22 protein-coding genes are annotated in these 18,752 nt (G+C 62.1%); 8 read left to right on the top strand and 14 right to left on the bottom strand.

Annotated elements, in window-relative coordinates:
* Nucleotides 1–17: 17 nt before the first annotated feature.
* Together FHT82_RS21875 and cobT are read right to left on the bottom strand one after the other, a co-directional pair.
* Nucleotides 18–323 (bottom strand): hypothetical protein, encoded by a 306-nt coding sequence (locus tag FHT82_RS21875; RefSeq protein WP_183734780.1) that lies wholly within the window; start codon nt 321–323, stop codon nt 18–20.
* Nucleotides 324–639: 316 nt separating this feature from the next.
* The gene (cobT, locus tag FHT82_RS21870; RefSeq protein ID WP_183734779.1) at nt 640–1,656 is read right to left on the bottom strand and encodes a nicotinate-nucleotide--dimethylbenzimidazole phosphoribosyltransferase; all 1,017 of its coding nucleotides are present in this window, start codon (nt 1,654–1,656) and stop codon (nt 640–642) included.
* A gap of 175 nt (nt 1,657–1,831) precedes the next feature.
* Between cobT and FHT82_RS21865 the strand changes: the two genes are divergently transcribed.
* From FHT82_RS21865 to FHT82_RS21855, 3 genes are read left to right on the top strand one after another with little or no spacing between them, the layout of a single operon-like run.
* Nucleotides 1,832–2,611, top strand: a complete 780-nt coding sequence (locus FHT82_RS21865; protein WP_183734778.1) for an adenosylcobinamide-GDP ribazoletransferase — start codon at nt 1,832–1,834, stop codon at nt 2,609–2,611.
* Nucleotides 2,612–2,629: 18 nt separating this feature from the next.
* Nucleotides 2,630–2,827: a DUF1289 domain-containing protein gene (locus tag FHT82_RS21860; protein WP_183734777.1), complete on the top strand. Its 198-nt coding sequence runs from the start codon at nt 2,630–2,632 to the stop codon at nt 2,825–2,827.
* A complete protein-coding gene (locus FHT82_RS21855) occupies nt 2,824–3,525 on the top strand; it encodes a TIGR02281 family clan AA aspartic protease (protein ID WP_183735089.1) in 702 nt (233 codons plus the stop codon). Before FHT82_RS21860 ends, FHT82_RS21855 begins: the two co-directional genes overlap by 4 nt.
* A 183-nt stretch (nt 3,526–3,708) precedes the next feature.
* Here FHT82_RS21855 and FHT82_RS21850 read toward each other — a convergent pair whose 3' ends face one another.
* Entirely contained in the window at nt 3,709–4,680 is a 972-nt protein-coding gene (locus tag FHT82_RS21850) for an alpha/beta hydrolase (protein WP_183734776.1), read from the bottom strand.
* 145 nt (nt 4,681–4,825) lie between these two features.
* Between FHT82_RS21850 and FHT82_RS21845 the strand changes: the two genes are divergently transcribed.
* Together FHT82_RS21845 and FHT82_RS21840 are read left to right on the top strand one after the other, a co-directional pair.
* On the top strand, nt 4,826–5,263 hold the full coding sequence (locus FHT82_RS21845) for an Rrf2 family transcriptional regulator (protein WP_183734775.1): 438 nt from the start codon (nt 4,826–4,828) through the stop codon (nt 5,261–5,263).
* Between the two features lie 366 nt (nt 5,264–5,629).
* On the top strand, nt 5,630–6,067 hold the full coding sequence (locus FHT82_RS21840) for an EamA family transporter (RefSeq protein ID WP_183734774.1): 438 nt from the start codon (nt 5,630–5,632) through the stop codon (nt 6,065–6,067).
* Between the two features lie 3 nt (nt 6,068–6,070).
* Here the strand turns inward: FHT82_RS21840 and FHT82_RS21835 are convergent, their stop codons facing one another.
* Together FHT82_RS21835 and FHT82_RS21830 are read right to left on the bottom strand one after the other, a co-directional pair.
* Nucleotides 6,071–6,466 carry a Rap1a/Tai family immunity protein gene (locus tag FHT82_RS21835; protein WP_183734773.1) on the bottom strand — a complete coding sequence of 132 codons (396 nt, stop codon included), beginning with the start codon at nt 6,464–6,466 and terminating at the stop codon, nt 6,071–6,073.
* Nucleotides 6,467–6,738: 272 nt separating this feature from the next.
* Nucleotides 6,739–7,191 carry a pyridoxamine 5'-phosphate oxidase family protein gene (locus FHT82_RS21830; RefSeq protein ID WP_183734772.1) on the bottom strand — a complete coding sequence of 151 codons (453 nt, stop codon included), beginning with the start codon at nt 7,189–7,191 and terminating at the stop codon, nt 6,739–6,741.
* 148 nt (nt 7,192–7,339) lie between these two features.
* Here FHT82_RS21830 and FHT82_RS21825 point away from each other — a divergent pair, with 148 nt between their 5' ends.
* On the top strand, nt 7,340–7,720 hold the full coding sequence (locus tag FHT82_RS21825) for a DUF4180 domain-containing protein (protein ID WP_210276861.1): 381 nt from the start codon (nt 7,340–7,342) through the stop codon (nt 7,718–7,720).
* Nucleotides 7,721–7,761: 41 nt separating this feature from the next.
* On the opposite strand, the gene FHT82_RS21820 is transcribed toward FHT82_RS21825, so the two are convergent.
* Complete coding sequence (locus tag FHT82_RS21820; protein ID WP_183734771.1) at nt 7,762–8,748, bottom strand: squalene cyclase; 987 nt, start codon at nt 8,746–8,748, stop codon at nt 7,762–7,764.
* Nucleotides 8,749–8,924: 176 nt separating this feature from the next.
* Here FHT82_RS21820 and FHT82_RS21815 point away from each other — a divergent pair, with 176 nt between their 5' ends.
* The gene (locus FHT82_RS21815; protein WP_183734770.1) at nt 8,925–9,848 is read left to right on the top strand and encodes a LysR family transcriptional regulator; all 924 of its coding nucleotides are present in this window, start codon (nt 8,925–8,927) and stop codon (nt 9,846–9,848) included.
* Here FHT82_RS21815 and FHT82_RS21810 read toward each other — a convergent pair.
* From FHT82_RS21810 to FHT82_RS21775, 8 genes are all read right to left on the bottom strand, one after another.
* Nucleotides 9,811–10,548, bottom strand: coding sequence for an SDR family oxidoreductase (locus FHT82_RS21810; protein WP_183734769.1), 738 nt, complete (start codon nt 10,546–10,548; stop codon nt 9,811–9,813). The genes FHT82_RS21815 and FHT82_RS21810 overlap by 38 nt on opposite strands.
* Nucleotides 10,549–10,661: 113 nt before the next feature.
* Nucleotides 10,662–12,059, bottom strand: a complete 1,398-nt coding sequence (chrA, locus tag FHT82_RS21805) for a chromate efflux transporter (RefSeq protein ID WP_183734768.1) — start codon at nt 12,057–12,059, stop codon at nt 10,662–10,664.
* 1 nt (nt 12,060) lies between these two features.
* The gene (locus FHT82_RS21800; RefSeq protein WP_183734767.1) at nt 12,061–12,876 is read right to left on the bottom strand and encodes a sulfurtransferase/chromate resistance protein; all 816 of its coding nucleotides are present in this window, start codon (nt 12,874–12,876) and stop codon (nt 12,061–12,063) included.
* Between the two features lie 161 nt (nt 12,877–13,037).
* Nucleotides 13,038–13,568 (bottom strand): AAA family ATPase, encoded by a 531-nt coding sequence (locus FHT82_RS21795; RefSeq protein ID WP_183734766.1) that lies wholly within the window; start codon nt 13,566–13,568, stop codon nt 13,038–13,040.
* Nucleotides 13,569–13,618: 50 nt separating this feature from the next.
* Nucleotides 13,619–14,941, bottom strand: coding sequence for an ATP-binding protein (locus tag FHT82_RS21790; RefSeq protein ID WP_183734765.1), 1,323 nt, complete (start codon nt 14,939–14,941; stop codon nt 13,619–13,621).
* Nucleotides 14,938–15,615 carry a response regulator transcription factor gene (locus tag FHT82_RS21785; RefSeq protein ID WP_183734764.1) on the bottom strand — a complete coding sequence of 226 codons (678 nt, stop codon included), beginning with the start codon at nt 15,613–15,615 and terminating at the stop codon, nt 14,938–14,940. The genes FHT82_RS21790 and FHT82_RS21785 overlap by 4 nt, the downstream gene beginning before the upstream one ends.
* Complete coding sequence (locus tag FHT82_RS21780; RefSeq protein WP_183734763.1) at nt 15,612–16,187, bottom strand: cytochrome b/b6 domain-containing protein; 576 nt, start codon at nt 16,185–16,187, stop codon at nt 15,612–15,614. Before FHT82_RS21780 ends, FHT82_RS21785 begins: the two co-directional genes overlap by 4 nt.
* A 3-nt stretch (nt 16,188–16,190) precedes the next feature.
* Nucleotides 16,191–16,457, bottom strand: coding sequence for a PepSY domain-containing protein (locus FHT82_RS21775; protein ID WP_183734762.1), 267 nt, complete (start codon nt 16,455–16,457; stop codon nt 16,191–16,193).
* Between the two features lie 272 nt (nt 16,458–16,729).
* On the opposite strand from FHT82_RS21775, the gene FHT82_RS21770 reads away from it, so the two are divergent.
* Nucleotides 16,730–18,622 carry a PhoX family phosphatase gene (locus FHT82_RS21770; protein WP_183734761.1) on the top strand — a complete coding sequence of 631 codons (1,893 nt, stop codon included), beginning with the start codon at nt 16,730–16,732 and terminating at the stop codon, nt 18,620–18,622.
* Nucleotides 18,623–18,752: the final 130 nt, after the last annotated feature.

Here is an 18,752-nt window from a genome sequence, read left to right as displayed (position 1 = left end):
CGGCTCCGTTCCCGTGATCAGCCGAAGCGACGGCTGACGAAATTGAAGATAGCGGCGATCAATGCACCCGCATAGCCGCCGAAGATGACGCTTTGAAGGATGCCCAGCAGCAGGCTGCGAAGATCGAAGCCGGTCAGCCCCTGGTAGAATTGCAGCCACGGCCTGTGCAGGCCCCATTCAGGAACGACGAAGCCGAGGAGCATGCATAGAACGAACGAGATGGTTGCGAAAGCGGCAAGGGTCGCGCCAAGCACCGGTACAGAGACGCGCACGAGCGCCGACGACGATGCCTCGGGACCGGGGTGAAGGATCGTATTTGCCATGATAGCCCTCCGATGGAACTGTCCATGAAGCTATGACGATATGTTGGATGTTGGAGCTTTTCGCGCCGATGATCCTTGATCCAAGTCAATAAATCCTGACAATACCGGGCATCTTACGTCAAGGCGTCTGAAAACGCGCCACGGGGCGTCGAGCACGGTGACGTTTCACCCGCGTACCCGGCCCAGAATATGTTGTTGGCGCAATCCCGATCCGCGTCGACCATGGATCAGTGCGCTAAGCGGACTTCACCTTCCCCGGTGGCGGGAGCCGGCCTGCCACAGTTCGCCCCCGCTTCCGTGAGCTGAAGTTCAAGCCTTAGTGTTTGCCGGAAACGCCGGCCTGGCTGAAAGTTGCCATGCCGGAATGACAGGCGGCAGCCGCCTTGACGATACCGGCGGCAAGCGCCGCACCCGTGCCTTCGCCAAGCCGCATGCCGAGCGCCAGGAGCGGCGTCTTGCCGAGCTGTTCGATGGCCCGCAGATGGCCGGGTTCGGCAGAAACATGGCCGATCAGGCAATGGTCGAGCGCAGACGGGTTGGCCGCCCGCAGGATCGCGCCGGCAGCGGTTGCCGTATAACCGTCGATCAGCACCGGAATACGCTCCATGCGCGCCGCAAGAATAGCGCCCGCCATGGCAGCAATCTCGCGCCCGCCGAGCCGGCGCATGATCTCAAGGGGATCGTCGAGGTGATCGCTGTGCAGCTCCACGGCGCGCTCGACGGCATCGATCTTGCGCTCCAGCATCTCGCCTTCCGAACCAGTGCCCGGACCGACCCAGTCACGCGCCGTGCCGCCATAAAGCGCATAGTTGATCGCAGCCGCAATCGTCGTGTTGCCGATGCCCATTTCGCCGATGCAGAGCAGGTCCGTGCCGCCGGCAATCGCTTCCATGCCGAAGGCCATGGTCGCGGCGCAGTCGCGCTCGGTCAGTGCTGCTTCCTGGGTGATGTCGCCGGTCGGGTAATCGAGGGCCAGGTCGAAGACTTTCAGGCCGAGATCATAGGCGACGCAGATCTGGTTGATCGCCGCCCCGCCGGCCGCAAAATTCTCCACCATCTGCTGCGTGACTTCCGGCGGGAAAGGCGTGATGCCCTGCCGCACGACACCATGATTGCCGGCGAAGATCGCGACCAGCGGTCGGTTGACGGCGGGCGGCTTGCCCGTCCAGGCGGCGAGCCAGAAAGCGATCTCTTCCAGTCGGCCAAGCGCACCCGGCGGCTTCGTCAGCTGCGCGTCGCGTTCGCGGGCGGCGACCAATGCGCGGGCGTCCGGTCCCGGCAGGTCGCGAAGAAGGGCGCGAAAATCGTCGAACGGCAGGCCTGAAACGCTCATCTGAATGGCTTTCCTTGTATTCTTGTCTTTTCCCGGCAAATCGGGTTGTTAGCGTGGCGACTCTCTTAAAGCGAGCGGCTCAGGCGAACAATGTGAAAAAGCAAACAACGCCAAAAGCAGCAGGGAGACATAGGCGCTGGGGAGAGACGGGGGACCGCGGAGAATGATCCCAGGAATGATAAAAGCCATCGTGGTCGATGCCGCGCGCGCCGTGGCTTTCCTGAGCCGCATTCCCGTACCGCCATGGCTGTTTGCCGGCTATGACGGCAAGCTTGGCCGGCTGGTCCGCGTCTTCCCGCTTGCCGGTCTCGTCATCGGCGCCCTGCCCGCCCTCGTTTTCCTCGTGATGCTGGCGTTTCGCACCGACCGGCTGATGGCGGCTTTCGTGGCACTCGCCGTGCAGACGATCCTGACCGGCGCGCTGCATGAGGACGGGCTTGCCGATACGGCCGATGGTATCGGCGGCGGTAAATCGCGCGAGCAGAGCCTTATCATCATGAAGGACAGCCGCATCGGCAGCTATGGAGCCATTGCCCTCATCCTCTCTTTCGCACTCAGGGCGTCGGCCCTTGCAGCGATTGCCCGTGAAGCATCGCCCCTTGCCGCAGCGCTTGCCATTCCCGCCGTTGCAGCCCTCAGCCGTGGAGCGATCGCCTGGCACTGGCAGCGCCTTCCCGCCGCGAAGCCGGACGGGCTCGCGGCTTCCGCAGGAAGCCCCGCCGAGGTGACGATGCAGATCGCCCTCGTCACGGCAGGTTTTGCGACGGCAATCCTCATCTGGCCGGCGCTCGGTCTTCAACCGCTCGTCTCAGTCCTCCTAGGCGCAGGCCTTTCCGCTCTCGCCTTCACCTGGTTCATCCGCCGCAGGCTTGGCGGCCACACCGGCGACACGCTCGGCGCCACCCAGCAGATTTGCGAGGTCGCAGCCTTCTGCGCCCTTGCCATGGCCCTCTGAAATCCCGATATATCGCCCATGCGAACACCCTGCATCCGCGTATGCTCTCTGGATCCTCTCACTCGTCTCTGCGCCGGATGCGGCCGCACAACGGATGAAATTGCCGGCTGGATGCGCTTTTCCGACGAGGAGCGCGAAGCCATCATGGAAAATCTGCCCGCCCGCCTCGCCGCCCCTGCTTCCGAATCGACGAAAATCCTGGAGACGACAGGCTGATGCGCCTCATCCTCCTGCTCGCCGTCATCGGCATCGGCCTTGCCGTCCTGCTCTTCAACAGCGACCAGAGCCGCATTTTCGGGCTGGCAAATGACGATTTCGGCCGCTTCGTCTACCTGTTGCCGATCGCCCTCATGCTGGCAGCCGGCATTTGGGGCAGCCGTCGAAACATAGGCCAGACCCTGCGGCAATTCATGATCTGGCTCGTCATCATCCTGGCGCTGGCCACCGCCTATCTCTACCGGCAGGATGCGCTTGGTGTCGGCAACCGTCTGCTAGCCGGCCTCGTGCCAGGCCGCGCCGTCGTCGTTACGACCAGCGAGGGCGGCCAGGAAGTCATCGTCCACAAGATGCTGAACGGCCATTTCGAAGCCGAGGTCTCGGTCAACGGCCAGTCCGTGCCGATGCTGGTCGATACCGGCGCCAGCATGGTGGCGCTCTCGCATGAGGATGCGCTGCGCATCGGCATAGATCCGAAACAGCTCACCTATTCCATGACCGTGATGACCGCCAACGGCCGCACCCGCGCCGCCCCGGTTACCCTCGATCAGGTGGCGATCGGCCCGATCGTGCGCAGCAATGTCGCAGCAACGGTTGCCGAAGATGGCAGGCTCGACCAGAGCCTGCTCGGCATGAGTTTTCTGGAAACGCTGGGTTCGCTGCAGATGCAGACGGATGAGCTGCGGATGCGGGATTAACAACCGCATCTGCCTTGCGGCATCGGCCCCGGCATCTTCCAGACAATCGCCGACGGCCGAGTCGGCAGCCAGGAACTGATCGCCGTTCTCGACCCGATGCTGGAAGACAGGCGCTAAGCATCTGCCCGAAAATCGAATCGATTTTCGGAAAGCCTGATGCGTAGATTCAAAAAAGAGAGCCCGTCACAAACCCCGCACGAAATCGATCATTGCGCTGCTGACGATGTCCGGCTGCTCCTGCGGCAGCCAATGGCCCGCACCGGGCACGAACTGTGTCGTTCTCAGGCGAGGCGCGAGCGCCGGCATCGTAGCGATAATCTCCCGCATGCCGGGGATTGCAAGGCCCGTATCGCGTTCGCCGGCCATGAAAAGCGAGGGGATCTCGACCTTCAACCCCGTCAGAGCCTTCTGCAATTCCCAGTTCCGGTCGAGGTTGCGGTAATAGTTCAGGCCGCCGCGAAAGCCCGATGCCTTGAATGCATCGACAAAAATTTGGAGATCGGATTGCGGCAGCCAGCCGGGAAGTGTTTCGCTTTCCGGCAGATCGGCAAGTAGGCCGGAGGCGCGAGACACCATGCCGAAGGGATTGGGCGTTCCGTCGCCCGGCAGCCGCGCACCGGCCTCGCCGCTGGCGGCGGCGTAGATCTTGCGCAGTGTAGACTCCACATCCCGTTCGAACTCGGCCTCCGCCAATCCCGGTTCCTGAAAGTAGAGCACATAAAGCAGGTGATCCGGCGTCGCCGGAAAGATCCTCGTCGGCGGCACGGGCGGCTGGCCGATGAGAGGCACGCTCATGGCGACAACGCCGCGAAACCGGTCCGGGCGCATCAGCGCCGCCTGCCAGGCAACCGTTGCACCCCAGTCATTGCCGACAATAACGGCCTTTTCCTCGCCAAGCGCATCGACAAGTGACACGACGTCGGCCACGAGATCGAAGACCGTGTAGGCGCCGATCGTATCGGGGCTTTCCGTCCGGCCATAACCGCGCATATCGGGCGCCACCGCATGGAAACCCGCCTCGGCAAGTGCGCTGAGCTGATGGCGCCAGGCATATGAGGTCTCAGGAAACCCATGGCAGAGCAGCACCAGCGGCCCCTGGCCGGCCTCGCAGATGTTCATCCTCAAGGTTGCGGTTTCAATCATGCGCTGCTGCATCTCTGCCTCCTCGATATCAGGGCTGCCGCCCCCGGAAAAATCGCATCCGGACGGTGTTGAACCTTCTATTCCGTATCTTTTTACGTTACAGAAAACAGGAGTCAATAGACCGTAACACTATTTGTTACGCTATGGAGAAGCACAGATGCGACAAGACGGAAGACTGGCGCGGATGATCCATGTTCTCGTCCATATGGGATTGCTGGGCGGCCGGGAAACGAGCGAGCGCATCGCCCAGATGCTCAACACCAATCCTGTCGTCGTTCGCCGCACCATGGCATCGCTGCGCCAATACGGCATTGTCGAATCCGAAGGCGGCCGCGGCGGCGGCTGGTCGCTGACAAGGCCGCTCAAAGACATCACCGTTCTCGATGTGCAACGCGCCCTGCAAGGCGAAACCATCCTCGACGCGCCACTTTCCAACGATCACCCGTCCTGCCCTGTCGAACGCGCCGCCAATGCCAAACTGCAGCACGCCTTCGAAAGCGCCGAACAGACGCTGGAACGGGAATTCCGGAAGGTGACGCTCGCCGAAATCGGTGAGATCGCCATGGCATCGGCCAAAGCCGGCAAGACCGGCTGACGCATCGACGAGGCTGCTGGACGAGACCGGCCAAATCTGCCAAGCTTCGACACAACAACAAGACCACAAAGAACAAGAAGAAACTCCTACTGCATAATTCCCGAAATCGGAATCGATTTAGGGATGAAATTATGCAGAAATTCAAAGTGCTACAGCGTCCTTTGCGCGTCTGAAAAGACGCGCGGCGCTGTAGTCTGGTGGCACCCAATCCCGATCGGCTTTTCCGAAAGCCCTACAGCATCGGCCCGAAAATCGGAATCGATTTTCGGAAAGCCTGATGCGTAGATTCAAAGGGATAAAGCGTCCTTTGTGCGTCCGATTGGACGCACGGCGCTCTAGCGTATCAGGTGCGACAGGAGTTTTGCGATGAGTGCATTCTGGCCCTTGTTCGTCGGCGGCGTGGCCCCCGCCGTCTTCTGGGGCATCACAGCCATCTTCCAGAAGCAGAGTGCGACAGCCGGCGCCGGCTCATCCGCCTATCTCATCACGTTCGGGCTGACGCTGGCCATCACGGGCGCAATTGCCGCCGTCATTTGGCGCCCCGCGCCCTGGACCCCGACCGGTATCGGCTTCGCCACCCTTGCCGGCATCTGCTTTGCGCTCGGCACCGGTCTCATCAGCTACGCGCTCTTCACCTATGGCGTTCCGGTCTCGAAACTCGCGCCGATCTGGAGCTGCAACGTGCTGGTGACGCTTGCCGTCGGCGCGATCTTCCTCGGCGAGGCATCGCAGGTCGATCTCTGGAAACTTGTCCCCGGCACCCTGCTCATCATCGGCGGCGCCATCCTGGTCAGCAATGCCTGACGCTTATTCCACCGGGCAGGTGTAGCGGCTGGCGATGACGGTCATCAGCAGGTCGTTGCCTTGAGATCCGCGGATATCGGGATTGTCCTGCAGGAAGCGGCAGAGCATGTCGCCGATGGCGATCGCCGTCGTGCCAGCCGGCAGGCAGATATTCACACCGACCGACTTGCCGAAATAGGCGTAGTCGACCATCGCCCTCGAACTGGGAACTGCATCGGCAAGCGCGCGCCGCGCAAGAAACTCATCCCGGTTCCATTTGTCGAGCCAGCCGGAGACATAACCGGTCACGAACTGGCGTGAGCCGCCGCAATCCGAAAAGAGAAGATCACCGCTTGCAAATTCCATCGGCGCCTTGGCCGCAACAGTCGCCAACAAGGTGGCAATGAGAATGCCCGGCATCTGATTCCCCGCCCGGTGTAGATGCCGGAAATTTCAGGCAGAACATGTCGGAATTAAGCTGAAACTGTTGCCGATCTGTGGTGCCGGCAAAGATGGTAAATGCTCGATCCCGAACGGAAATTTCTCCTTAACTGAGGTAAATAGGCTTCGCTGTGCCCTGCCGTGCAGCAATGTGTCAAAGACCACCTGCTTGAATGTCTCGAGCGGCTGGCGGATCGTCTCGCTATGGTCGACCATCTCGGCGGCTGCCGGGTTTTGCGCGGCATTCCGCATCAGAGCGTGACGAGATCGGCGTGCCCGAACCCCTTGGAATAATCGAGCACGGAAATCACCTTCGGCACGACACGGAAGATGCAGATCTGATCCCGCGTCGGCATTGAGATCGACAGACCTTCCTGAGCCGGATATTTCGCCGGCATGAGCCGCAACACCCTGTCCGCCTCGTCAGGGTCTTTCACCTTCTCCGCATGCGCCGCCATCGACAGGCCGGTGATTTCCATCAGCTGGCCGGCATCCGGATTGATTGTCAGCGACACCCTGTTGTCGCGCGCGATGTTGGCGGCCTTCTGGCTGTCTGGGCCGCAGAGGAAATAGAGCGTCAGCCCGTCATTGACGTAACCGACCGTCGTCGCCTGCGGCCAGCCATCCGGCCGCAGCGTCGCAACGCTCATGATGCGCTGACCGTCCAATATCGCCTGAATCGTCTTTCTGATCGTCTCGTCCATGGATGCCTCCATTCCGTTGATGACGAAGCAAGCCTGTCTCCATGACCCACATCAGGCATTGACGCACATCAACGGAAGACCCATGTCCCAACCGGACAGACGTTCGTGCTGATCGACAGGCCGTCCGTCGAAACGAGAGGGATATTCCGTGCACCCCGACATCAGGCTTCTCCACGGCTTTCGCCTGTTCCTCCGCAATCCGGATGGCGCGCGGCTGACTGCCGACAGTGGCTTTGACGACCTGATCGGCCATGCCCTCGGTGAAGCCGTCGATTGGGTGGTGTTGCCGGTCGAATGCCTGCCCGAAGGTTTTCTGAACCTCCGCTCAGGCATTGCCGGCGCCACGATTCAGAAATTCGTGAACTACCGGCTGCGCCTCGCCGTCATCGGCAATATCGACGCCGAGCTTGCCGGCAGCCAGGCGCTGCGAAGCTTCGTTCATGAGACCAATCGCGGCACGGATTGCTGGTTTCTCGATACGATGGAAGAGTTGGAGACCAGGCTCCAGGCTTTCAGCACACCGGCTTAAGCCACGGTTTTAATGTGATAATGCGGAATTCCTTGGTGGCATTACGCAAGGGAAGCCATCCAGCCATCCCACCATTTCAAGACGCGCAGCGCCCTGAGCGTCACCCAGCGGGAAGGCTCTCCCTCGCCGTCATCCATCACGAACCAGGCCCTGCCGGACAAGCGCCAGTCGAGCGGCCAGCTCCCATCTTCGAGGCGCCGCGAGCGGAGGTATTCAATTGCCTCCTTCAGCCGCATATCAGGTGCAGCCCCTGTCAGCAGGCTTGACGCACGAAAGTAATCGAGCGCCCGCAGCACATCGAAGCGCCAGCGGTTCGGATGCAGGAACTGCATGAATTTATCATCGACGGGCTCGCCATTGCTGAGCCGGCGCATGAGATGCCGCGCCAGCAGATAATCCTCGCCCGACCGTCTTGCCTCGCGCGATTGCACCGTGCCGCCGGTCGCCCGCTCATATTCCAGCAGTCCCTCCAGCACATTGATCGTCGTGTGGAAGGACGAGCGCGCCGAGCCATTCGCCCGCTCGCAGTTCCAGCCGCCATCGGCCTGTCGCTCGCCGAGCAGCCTCTCGACGATGGGCGAGACATCGACGCCGAAATAGGCGCCGTCGCCGACCGTACGGCCATTGATGCATTCCTCCACCTCGCCCTCCCAGAAGGGCTGCCCGCCCTCGTCCCAGCGGCAATTGGCGCCGATGAGCGCGACCGTTCTCCTTGCGCTCTCGGAGCCCGGATCGAGCCCGAACTCGCGAAGCTGCGTCAGCGAGAAATTCGTCGCCGTCCATGGCTGGCCGGTCGCCTGCCATTCCTCGCGCGTGAAATCGCTGGGCACGAAGGAGCCGTCCGCCCATTGCCCGTCCGCATCCTGATAGGACAGCAGCTCGGCACCCCACCCTTCCCGCTCTACCTTCTGCCGCTCGGCGGACCAGACAGGCTCCGGCGCATCGAAGAGATCACGCAGCACCTGCCAGCGGATGGCCGGGTCGGAGGCAAGCAGCCAATCGATCACGGATGTCTCTGACGGCGGCATCGGCAAGGCTCCTTTTTGCTTGCAAATACCAACGCAGCTTGGCCAAACCGACGGCTGCCGTCAACATCACTGGACCCGGCGCGGCGGTGACGCCCAAGCGGAGAGACTCCCTCTTCGCTCCGCCGCCTGATATAGGCAGGGAGTGCCCATTCTTGCCATGGAGCACGGAGCCCAGGATGAACCCACGACACTTGAAAACCTTTCTTGCGGTCGCAAGGCACTGCAACTTCACCCGCGCGGCAAGCGAGGCGAACCTCGCCCAGTCGAGCCTCAGCGACCAGATACAGGTGCTCGAAGAGGAATTGGGCGTGCAGCTTTTCGAGCGCTCCCGACAGCGTGTGACCCTGACACCGGCCGGTGACACGTTGAAAGCCTATGCCGAGGAGATCCTGGCGCTGAACGACGAGGCGAAGGCAGCGATCCGTGCAGCCGCCGGCCTTGGCGGCCAATCGCTTACGATCGGCACGCTCGAAACCATTGCGGCGGAGAAACTCGCACCCTTCCTGTCACGCCTTCGCGAGACGCATGCCGATATCGGCCTGACGCTGAAGATCGGCGGCAGCGGTGAATTGCAGCGACGACTGGAAGATGGTTCGATCGATATCGCCTTCACCTTTGATCGCGGAGAACGGGACGAGCGTTTCATGACCCGCCTCGTCTCGCGGGAGCCGCTGGTACTCATCGCCAGCCGCAATAACGGAGCCACATCGCCCGAAAGCCTCGCGGACCTGAGCCATCTGCCCTTCATCGCCACGGAAACCGGCTGCGTCTACCGCCGGCTCTTCGATGCGGCCTTCACCGAAGCAGGCATTGCCGCACCCGATATCGTCACCCAGGCCGACAGCATCCAGACGATCATCCGCCTCGTTGCATCCGGCGCCGGTTACGGTCTTGTTCCGCGTCTCGCCGCCGCCCCGGCTGCCGAGCGCGGCGACGTCGTGGAGCTGTCCTGGCCGGGCGATACTCCAACGGCTTCGCTGGTCATGCTGTGGCGCCGCCGGCGCCTACAGCCGCCGGCGCTTTCGCTGCTGCTTGGCTCGGCCGCTGAGGCTTTCCGGCCATTCAGACCAGCCGATGCCCGCCTTCGACGTGCAGGATAGTGCCTGTCGCAAAGCCGTTACCGATCAGGAAGCAGATTGCATCGGCAATATCCTCGGGCCTACCGACGCGGCCTACCGGCAGGCGTTTGGCCATCGCCTCCAGCGTCGCCTGCTTGGCGTCACCGGCAACGAAACTCCAGATCGGCGTGTCCACCCATCCCGGCGATACCGCATTGATGCGAAGAGGCGCAAGCTCCACCGCCAGCGCCCGCACCAGCCCTTCCAGCGCTGCATTGACGGCAGCAACGACCGAACCGCGCGCGGCCGGCCGATAGGCAGCAACCCCTGACGTATAGGTGATCGAGCCCGACGGCGGCAGGCGGGGTGCGCCGTATTTGGCAAGCAGCAGCGGCCCGTAGAACTTGCTCTCGACAACCCGCTGCGCCGCCGAAAGCTGGATATCCGGCAGAAGCTGGTAAGCTCCCTCAATGTCCGCCGCCGTGCTGACGATATGATCGACCGGCCCGCAATCGCGGAAGAAGGCAGCAACCTCCTCCTCCCGCGCAAGGTCGAGGACGGCGGTCTTAAGACCAGAGGGATCGCCGAGCTCCCGCCGTGCCGCCGCAAGCCTCTCCGCATTGCGCCCCGCAATCGTCACATCCGCCCCTTCGGCCAGCAACCGCTGCGCCAGCGCCAACCCCATGCCGGAACTGCCGCCGACAATGATGATATCAGCGCCTTCGATCCTGATTTCGGTCATCTGCCGTCTCCTTCTTGGTTGGGAGAGCAGATGCCTTGCGCCGGGCCGGAAGAAAAACGGAAGAAACCGATGATGCCATCGGTTTTTCCGATGATACGGCTGCCGGCGATGCCTCAGACCGGCCAGACCATCCCGGCGGCTGCGCAGCCCAGCAGGACCGGAATGACCGCCAGCTTGAACCGGAAGATCGCGATGGCTGCCGCAAGGCTCAAGAGCAGCGATGGCAGCGACAGCGACGTCCAGACAGGCAGCTCGATCGAGAAGGGTCCAAGGCTGTGCACTTCGGCGCTCCGGAACAGGAAGTGCAGGCCGAACCAGATCGCGAGATTGAGGATGACGCCGACCACGGCCGCCGTGATGGCCGACATCGCGCCAGCCAAGGCGGCATTGCCGCGCAGCTTCTCGATGAAGGGTGCGCCGAGGAAGATCCAGAGAAAGCAGGGAACGAAGGTCACCCATGTCGTCAGGATGGCGGCGAGCGTGGCTGCAGTGATCGGAGAGAGGCTGCCGGGATCGCGATAGGCGCCCATGAAGCCGACGAACTGGAGAACCATGATCAGCGGGCCGGGCGTCGTCTCCGCCATGCCGAGACCATCGAGCATTTCGGTGGGTTTCAGCCATCCGAAATGCTGGACAGCTTCCTGCGCGACATAGGCGAGCACGGCGTAAGCGCCGCCGAAAGTCACCAGCGCCATCTTGCTGAAGAACACGCCGATCTGCGTGAAGATATCGCCGGGTCCGAGGAAGAGATGGAGCAGCAGCAGCGGCAGCAGCCAGAGCACCAGCAGCACCGACGAGATCCTCAGCGACCAGCGAAGATTCGGTCGCGCATGATCAGGTATATCTTCCCCGAGCAGCGCGTCGGCATCGGACAGCACCGCGCCGCCGGCTGCCTTGTGCCCGCCACCGCCCTGAAACAGGCGGGAGCCCGACTTCGATCCCAGAAAGCCTGTCATGGCGGCTGCCAGGATGATGACGGGAAAAGGCACGTGGAAGAGAAAGATCGCCAGGAAGGCGGCTGCCGCGATCCCGATCATCGCCTTGTTCTTCAACGCGCGGCCACCGACCCTGACGACCGCCTGAATGACGACGGCAAGCACAGCGGCCTTCAGGCCGAAGAACAGGCCCTCGACGACATCGACGCTGCCGAGGGTCACGTAGAGATAGCTGAGCGCCAGGATGGACAGGAAGCCCGGAAGAACGAACAGGATGCCTGCGACCAAACCGCCGGCGGTTCGGTGCATCAGCCAGCCGATATAGATGGCAAGCTGCTGTGCCTCCGGTCCCGGTAGCAGCATGCAATAGTTCAGCGCATGCAGGAAGCGCTGCTCGCCGATCCACCTCTTCTCGTCGACGACGATGCGGTGCATGACGGCGATCTGCCCGGCCGGCCCTCCGAAGCTGAGCGCGGCGACGCGCAGCCAGACGCGAAAGGCTTCACCGAAGGTGACGCCATGAGGGTTTGGCGACGCGCCGGTATCGGGCGTCGCATGGGTAACGGCACTGTTCACGTCAGCCTCCCTTTTTCGCGGAAGGCCAGTTGTGCGTTTCGTCCGTGGCGTCGCGGCACCAGCGATAGAAGGCATCATAGAGCAGCATGCCGGCGTCCAGCTGCTTGAGGTCGTCAACGAACATGCGCGACAGGCCGAGCGAAGCGGCCAACAGCCCGGCCGCTTCGGGGGCAAGATCCGGCCGGGCGGTATCGGCGCCGCGAACGATCGTTGCAAGCCTCGACATCGGCCCCGAAACAAGGCCGAATTCCTCGATCATCACATCGAAGGTGCAGAGCTCGCCGCGATGGCTCCAGAAGACCTCCTCGATATCAAAGGGTACGGCGCCGAAGCGGTCGGCAACCATCAAGACATCGGATGTCGGCACGAAGAGAAAGACGGCCGAGGGATCGACGAAGCGCCGGATAAGCCATGGGCAGGCGATACGGTCGATCTTCGGGCGCGCACGCGTGACCCAGACGGTCCGTCCCTGCCGGTCGCGCGGCGGCAGCCGGTTGACGGCCACAGCCACGCCGCCCGCGCCGATCCAGGCTTCAAATCCGCCTTCCAGCACTTCCGCGTTGCCGCCGGCATGCCGGATATGGGCGGCCACCCCATGGCTGAGCTTGCCGCCTGCCTGGCAGACGACGACCGCCGGGCCGGTGAAGCTGCCCGCCCATTCGGTGACATCGGTGTGGGATTTGCGGATCGAGCCCGGCAGCAGCCTTGGATCGCGGGCGAAATCCTCGTCGATGCGCACATCAATGATCACAGGCGCATTGGGTACGCCGACGATACGGGCAAGTTTGTCTGAAGATATTTCGAGAAATGACGGCATGACGCGTCCCTCCGTTGTTCGGTTTCATGGACGCGATTCTTCGGCATGTCGCCTCGTGGGGTGATCGCAACCCCATATGGTTTTTATGCGCGCCGTCGTTTTTTATGTCAAGCTTCGGGAGGTTCATGTCTTTATGCTGACAGTCAACGGGCGTTGAAACTTCAGCCCGGCAGCCGGCTCAGCAGAAAATCCGCCCGTGCTGCGACATCGACTTTCGGCAGCGTGACGACCTGATAGCCGATCTCAGGATAGGCTGAGACCAGGCGCTCATATTCGGAAATCGCTTCCTCGAAACCATGCCGCCGCTCGGGATCGTTGATATAGATCTCCGGCCAGGGCGGAGTGAGGAACACCGTCTGGTGATAACGATGCTGGTCCCGCAGGGTCTCCAGAACCGCTTCTCCGGTCGTGGCCTGCAGCGCCGAGGCGGCATCGATCAGGCCGCGATCGAAAAACGTCCAGCCCGCCTGCGCTTCTGCAAGCTTCTGATCCTCAAGCGCCATCGCGATTGCCCGCCGGGCAAAGGCAGCCGGATCGACCCAGGGTAAGGCTGCGCCCTGTCCCGCCAGCTCTTCTTTCACGATCCGCCGTCCGGGCTCTTCGACGGTTGCATAACCGCGCCGGCAAAGCTCTTCGAGCAGAGTGGATTTCCCGCCACCCGAGCAGCCGGAAATGACGACGGATCTGATCATGGAACTCTCCGAAGGAAAGATGATGCGAAAAAAGAGTGGTGCAGACGCGGCTATGTGCCGATCTCGAGATCGAAGACATGACCCTGTCTGCCGGCAGAACGACGAAGCGAACCCCGATGTATCGCGGCGATGCGCTCGACGATCTTAAGGCCGATCCCAAGTCCATTAGCATGATCGGTGACGTCAGACCCTTGCCGGAGACCCGCCGGATGCCGGTCCTCGACGCGGATTAACCTGCTGCTGACGCGCACGACGATATTGGTATGCGCAGGCGTATGGCGAACGGCATTTTCGATCAGGTTGCGCACGGCATCTCTCAGCAGGGCCGGCACGCCCTGCACGATGGCGGCATCGACCTGCGCGGAAAGTTCCAGCGAGTGATCGTTCTCGTAGACCCAGGGGGCAAGCTGTTCCACGACGCTGGATGAAAGCTCGACGAGGTCGACCTCCTCGAACATGCCGTGATCGAACGTATCCAGCCTGGCAAGCGCGGTGATCTGGCTGACGAAGCGCACGAGGTCGTCGAGATCCGCCTCCGCCTTGCGCGCCCGTGGATGGTCGATATGGCCAAGCTCCAGCTTGATCGCCGCAAGCGGCGTGCGCACCTCATGCGCGATGCCCGATGTCAGGATCTTCTGGGATTTCATCAGCTCGCCGACACGCTCGAAGGCCCGGTTGACGGCCTCGGCGAGATGGGCGACTTCCCGCGGCATGTCCTGGAATTGCAGATGCGAGCGCGAGTCCATCGGGTCGATCCGCTCAGCCGCCTCGGCCGCAATCCGCACCGGCTTCAGCGCCTGGCGCACGGAAAGCAAGGTGGCGCCGAGCACCAGCACCAGGAGAATGCTCATCGGCACGATCATATGGGCGATCACCTCATTCCAGAGGACATCCGATATGACATCCTGGGGATCGCCCATTGTCGCGACATCGATGACGAAACGCTGCCCGCCGACGGTGAAGGCCCGCCCTCCAACCAGCGTCAGCGGCTTGCCCGGTGAAAGCGACCGCAGCCAGAAATCCGGCGGGTTCACATCGGGCGGCAGGAAGCGGCTTTCGCAGGCAGAATCGCAGGACTGGAAGACCAGCTCACCATCGGCCCCGCGGATACGCGCCACATAGCCGGTCTGCGCCTGCCCGTACCGCCCCTCGACGCTTTCAGGAAGCCGGTAGCGGACGGTGTCATTCTCCTCCGCTGTGATGCCGGAGGCGAGCCGCTCGGTCTCCTGCTCCACGAAGAGGCGCGAAAGCTCGCCGACATTCCAGTAATAGTCCGAAAAGATCACCGCGAGCTGCACCACCATGGCCAGCACCGCAAAGAAGGCGATGCGCCGCGTCAGGATGGTGCCCAGTGTCGGCGATTTCAGGCTCACCCGCGCGCCTCCCGCATCATGTAGCCGACGCCCCGCACGGTCTCGATCAGCGCCTTGGTCGGATGTCCGTCGAGCTTCTTGCGCAGTCTCGAAACGGCGAGCTCCACGGCATTGCTGCTGCGCTCGTCGCCGAATTCCGAGAAGGCATGCTCGATCTTCGGCTTAGGCACCACCTGGCCGCCATTGCGCATCAGCAATTCGAGCAGGCCCTTCTCCGAGGGGGCGAGCGCGATCTCGTCGTCGCCGCAGGTGACCCGCCGCGAAGCGACATCATATTGCAGGGCTGCAAATTCCAGAACCGGCATGGCAGTGACCGGCGCACGCCGCGTCAGCGCGCGGATGCGGGCGATCAGCTCGCCATTGTGAAAGGGTTTGACGAGATAGTCGTCGGCGCCGGCATCGAGCCCGGCAATACGTTCGTCGACCGCGCCGCGTGCCGTCAGCACCAGAACCGGCATCTGCACCTTGGAGGCCCTGAGCGACCGCAGAAACGCGATCCCATCCTCATCCGGCAGGCCGAGGTCGAGAAGCAGCAGGTCGTAGTCCGTTCCCTCAAGGGCAAGCCGCCCCTCCTGCGCCAGCGCGAAGGCATCGATCTTCCAGCCGGCATCGCGGATGGCCTCGCAAAGCAGCTCGCGAAGCCGGGAACTATCCTCGATCAGCAGTATCCTCATGCCTTCTTTCGACCTGTAACCATCGACCAGACGAGATTTTCCCTGTGCCTCCAGCTTTCGACGATGGCCGCACCCGCATGGACGAAGGCAAGCACCATGATGCCGTTTGCGATGGTGCCATGCAGCTTCTCCAGCCACTTCTCGCCCCAGAAGGCGTCGAGCGTCGTCATCCAGCCGGTCAGCGCCGTGGCCGCCAGCAATGCCATCAGAGTAAGCATCATAACCGATGCCAGCGGATTATGCCCCAGGTGCCGTTTCTCGCTGCCGTCGATCATATCGAGTATCTGCTCCATCACCCTGCTTGGCGTCGGCAGGAAATCGGAAAAGCGAGCGTGTTTTGTACCGACGAAACCCCAGAGGATGCGAATGACGATTGCCGCAGCCACGACATAACCCGTGATGCGGTGCCAGTATTTGCCCTCCTCGAGAATGAAGAGGTTGAGCGTGCAGGCCGCTACGATCGTCCAGTGAAACAGCCTGACGAGCGGGTCCCAGACCCTGATCGTCTCCGTGGCGGTGTCGGAGGGCTCCTGGCCCTCCTCCTCCTTCTTCTTCAACGAGATACCCGTCATCGCTCAATCGCCCTTCTGAACGATCTCGCCGGAGACCGGATTGAAATAGACCTCGGCGCGGTCGCCGTTCTTGTCCTTGCCGTAGATCTCGTAGCAGTTGCCGGTGATTTCGAAAGTCTTGACCTGGTAGCCCATCGCATCGATCTTCGCCTTCATGGCGGCCTCCGGCATCCACTTCGATTTCGGCTCCTTCGTGCAGCTTGGACTTGCAAGCGCCAGGGCTGGCGAGAGCGACAGGATGGTAAGAGCGGCGATCAGTTTCAGCTTCATGATTTGACCCTTTTGCTGCTGCCCCTTGCGGGCGACGGGCAGAGGGGTAACGCGGCGAAGCTGTCCGTTTGCTGTCGGGGATCGCAGACAAGTTTCCGCTTACAGCATCGGCACGAGGCGCGATTCTGATTTTTGGAAAGCCTGATGCGTGGATTTAAACAGTCCGGGTGCCCCTCTGTCATGCGAAGAGTGCTTGTTCGTCATCTGGATGTGATCCTGCAGAGCTAAGGCCTTTGTTGGACAGATTCTACAAGCAAAAACGGAGAACCAGCATGGCTCATATCGACACCAACAAATTGTCCTGGGACGAATGGGACGAACTGCAAAATCCGCCGCCGGCAGAAACCGATTTCGACCGCGTCGTCGAATCGGCCGTCTCACGCCGCAGCTTCCTTGGCGGTATCCTGGCCTTCGGCTCAGCCGCCGCCGCCATGGGAACGCTCGGCAACCTGATGAATTCCACCTCGGCTCAGGCGCAGGAAGCTTCGTCGCGCTTCTCCTTCAAGCCGATCCCGGTCTTCACCGACAACACCGTGCACGTTCCTGACGGCTACGCATGGAAGCCACTCGCCAAATGGGGGCAGCCGCTGTTCTCCAACGTCCCGGATATCGATCCCGTCAACGGCGTCAGCGTCGAACATTCCGACAAGGTCTTCGGCGAAAACACCGACGGCATGGAGTTGTTCGTGATCGGCGGTCGTCAGGTCATCGCCGTCAACCATGAATACGTGAACAACGAAACCAATCTTCCGCACAACGAAAAAGGCATGCCGAAGACCGCCGACGACGTGAAGATCCTGCAAAACCTTCAGGGTGTTACCGTCATGGAAGTCGCCGAGGGCGAAACCGGCTGGGAAATCGTGCTCGACAGCCCGTTCAACCGCCGCATTACCCATCTGACGCCCATGAAGATCTCCGGTCCGGCTGCGGGCTCCGACCTCGTCAAGACCGAGGCCGATCCGAACGGCACCGACTGTCTCGGGACCTTCAACAACTGCGGCGCCGGCAAGACGCCGTGGGGCACCTATCTCACCTGCGAGGAGAACTTCAACGGCTACTTCGGTTCGACCGATCCGAACTTTGCCATGCCCAGCGACTTCAAGCGTTACGGCATCGCGGCCGAAACCCGATACGGCTACGAAGCCTTCGATCCCCGTTTCGACGTGTCGAAAAACCCGAACGAGCCGCGCCGCGCAGGTTATGTTGTGGAAATCGACCCCTCGGACGCCTCCTCGACCCCGATCAAGCGTACCGCGCTCGGCCGCATCAAGCACGAGAACGCTGCCGTCGTGATTGCCCGCGATGGTCGCGTGGTCGTCTACATGGGTGACGACGAACGCGGCGAGTTCCTCTACAAGTACGTTTCGAACGACATCTACGTGCCGGGCGGCGACACCTCCAAACTGCTGGATGAAGGCACGCTCTACGTCGCCAAGTTCGTCGATGACGGCAATGGCGAGTGGCTGGCCCTGACACCGGAATCGACCGGCATGAAGATGGACGAGGTTTGCGTCTTCACCCGCCAGGCCGCCTCCAAGGTCGGCGCCACGACAATGGACCGTCCGGAGTGGGTCGCCATCAACCCGGTCGCGATCGAAGCCTATTGTGCCCTCACCAACAACACCAATCGTGGCGTGAAGAAGAATGCCGGCGGCGACGACATGCCGGTCGGCGGGGCGAACCCGCGCGAGAAGAACGCTTATGGCCAGATCGTCCGCTGGTATCCGGAAAACGACGACCACGCCGACGGCAAGTTCAAATGGGACCTGTTCGTCATGGCCGGCAATCCCGACGTTCACAAGGACGCCTATGCCGGCTCGTCCAACATCAACTCCGGCAATATGTTCAACTCGCCGGACGGTATGATGTTCGACTCGACGGGTCTCTTGTGGATCCAGACGGATGGCGAAGACACCAACGAAGGCGACTTTCTCGGCCAGGGCAACAACCAGATGCTCGCCGGCGACCCGGCGACCGGCCGCATCGAGCGTTTCCTGACCAGCCCGAAGGGCGCAGAAGTCACCGGTCAGACCTGGTCCGCCGACAAGCGAACCCACTTCGTCGGCATCCAGCATCCTGACGCGCCCTTCCCGGACGGCGAAGGCAAACTGCCGCGCTCGACGATCATTGCGATCAAGCGCAACGACAATGCCATGATCGGCTAAGCGGTCGTCTCTCGACACGGCTTCGGGGGCGCTGACATAAGCGCCCCCGTTTTTATAAGTTTGTGACCAGTCGGCAGACCATTATGCGCGTCGGCGATGAAGGTTCACTATCCGTTCGGCCTTAGCCTAC

It is taken from the genome of Rhizobium sp. BK275 (assembly GCF_014193555.1).
Taxonomy (GTDB): Bacteria; Pseudomonadota; Alphaproteobacteria; order Rhizobiales; family Rhizobiaceae; genus Rhizobium.
The sequence above is the reverse complement of the archived record's forward strand: the minus strand, read 5'-3'. Positions and strand labels throughout refer to the sequence as shown.

What these genes read in the sequence shown, in the direction of transcription:
- FHT82_RS21840 (WP_183734774.1), top strand. Translation starts at nt 5,630, where the DNA reads ATGAGTGCATTCTGGCCCTTGTTCGTCGGCGGCGTGGCCCCCGCCGTC.
- FHT82_RS21845 (WP_183734775.1), top strand. Translation starts at nt 4,826, where the DNA reads ATGCGACAAGACGGAAGACTGGCGCGGATGATCCATGTTCTCGTCCAT.
- FHT82_RS21850 (WP_183734776.1), bottom strand. Translation starts at nt 4,680, where the DNA reads ATGCAGCAGCGCATGATTGAAACCGCAACCTTGAGGATGAACATCTGC.
- FHT82_RS21810 (WP_183734769.1), bottom strand. Translation starts at nt 10,548, where the DNA reads ATGACCGAAATCAGGATCGAAGGCGCTGATATCATCATTGTCGGCGGC.
- FHT82_RS21800 (WP_183734767.1), bottom strand. Translation starts at nt 12,876, where the DNA reads ATGCCGTCATTTCTCGAAATATCTTCAGACAAACTTGCCCGTATCGTC.
- FHT82_RS21770 (WP_183734761.1), top strand. Translation starts at nt 16,730, where the DNA reads ATGGCTCATATCGACACCAACAAATTGTCCTGGGACGAATGGGACGAA.
- FHT82_RS21780 (WP_183734763.1), bottom strand. Translation starts at nt 16,187, where the DNA reads ATGACGGGTATCTCGTTGAAGAAGAAGGAGGAGGAGGGCCAGGAGCCC.
- FHT82_RS21785 (WP_183734764.1), bottom strand. Translation starts at nt 15,615, where the DNA reads ATGAGGATACTGCTGATCGAGGATAGTTCCCGGCTTCGCGAGCTGCTT.
- FHT82_RS21820 (WP_183734771.1), bottom strand. Translation starts at nt 8,748, where the DNA reads ATGCCGCCGTCAGAGACATCCGTGATCGATTGGCTGCTTGCCTCCGAC.
- FHT82_RS21835 (WP_183734773.1), bottom strand. Translation starts at nt 6,466, where the DNA reads ATGCCGGGCATTCTCATTGCCACCTTGTTGGCGACTGTTGCGGCCAAG.
- FHT82_RS21865 (WP_183734778.1), top strand. Translation starts at nt 1,832, where the DNA reads ATGATAAAAGCCATCGTGGTCGATGCCGCGCGCGCCGTGGCTTTCCTG.
- FHT82_RS21815 (WP_183734770.1), top strand. Translation starts at nt 8,925, where the DNA reads ATGAACCCACGACACTTGAAAACCTTTCTTGCGGTCGCAAGGCACTGC.
- FHT82_RS21875 (WP_183734780.1), bottom strand. Translation starts at nt 323, where the DNA reads ATGGCAAATACGATCCTTCACCCCGGTCCCGAGGCATCGTCGTCGGCG.
- FHT82_RS21795 (WP_183734766.1), bottom strand. Translation starts at nt 13,568, where the DNA reads ATGATCAGATCCGTCGTCATTTCCGGCTGCTCGGGTGGCGGGAAATCC.
- FHT82_RS21860 (WP_183734777.1), top strand. Translation starts at nt 2,630, where the DNA reads ATGCGAACACCCTGCATCCGCGTATGCTCTCTGGATCCTCTCACTCGT.
- FHT82_RS21775 (WP_183734762.1), bottom strand. Translation starts at nt 16,457, where the DNA reads ATGAAGCTGAAACTGATCGCCGCTCTTACCATCCTGTCGCTCTCGCCA.
- FHT82_RS21830 (WP_183734772.1), bottom strand. Translation starts at nt 7,191, where the DNA reads ATGGACGAGACGATCAGAAAGACGATTCAGGCGATATTGGACGGTCAG.
- cobT (WP_183734779.1), bottom strand. Translation starts at nt 1,656, where the DNA reads ATGAGCGTTTCAGGCCTGCCGTTCGACGATTTTCGCGCCCTTCTTCGC.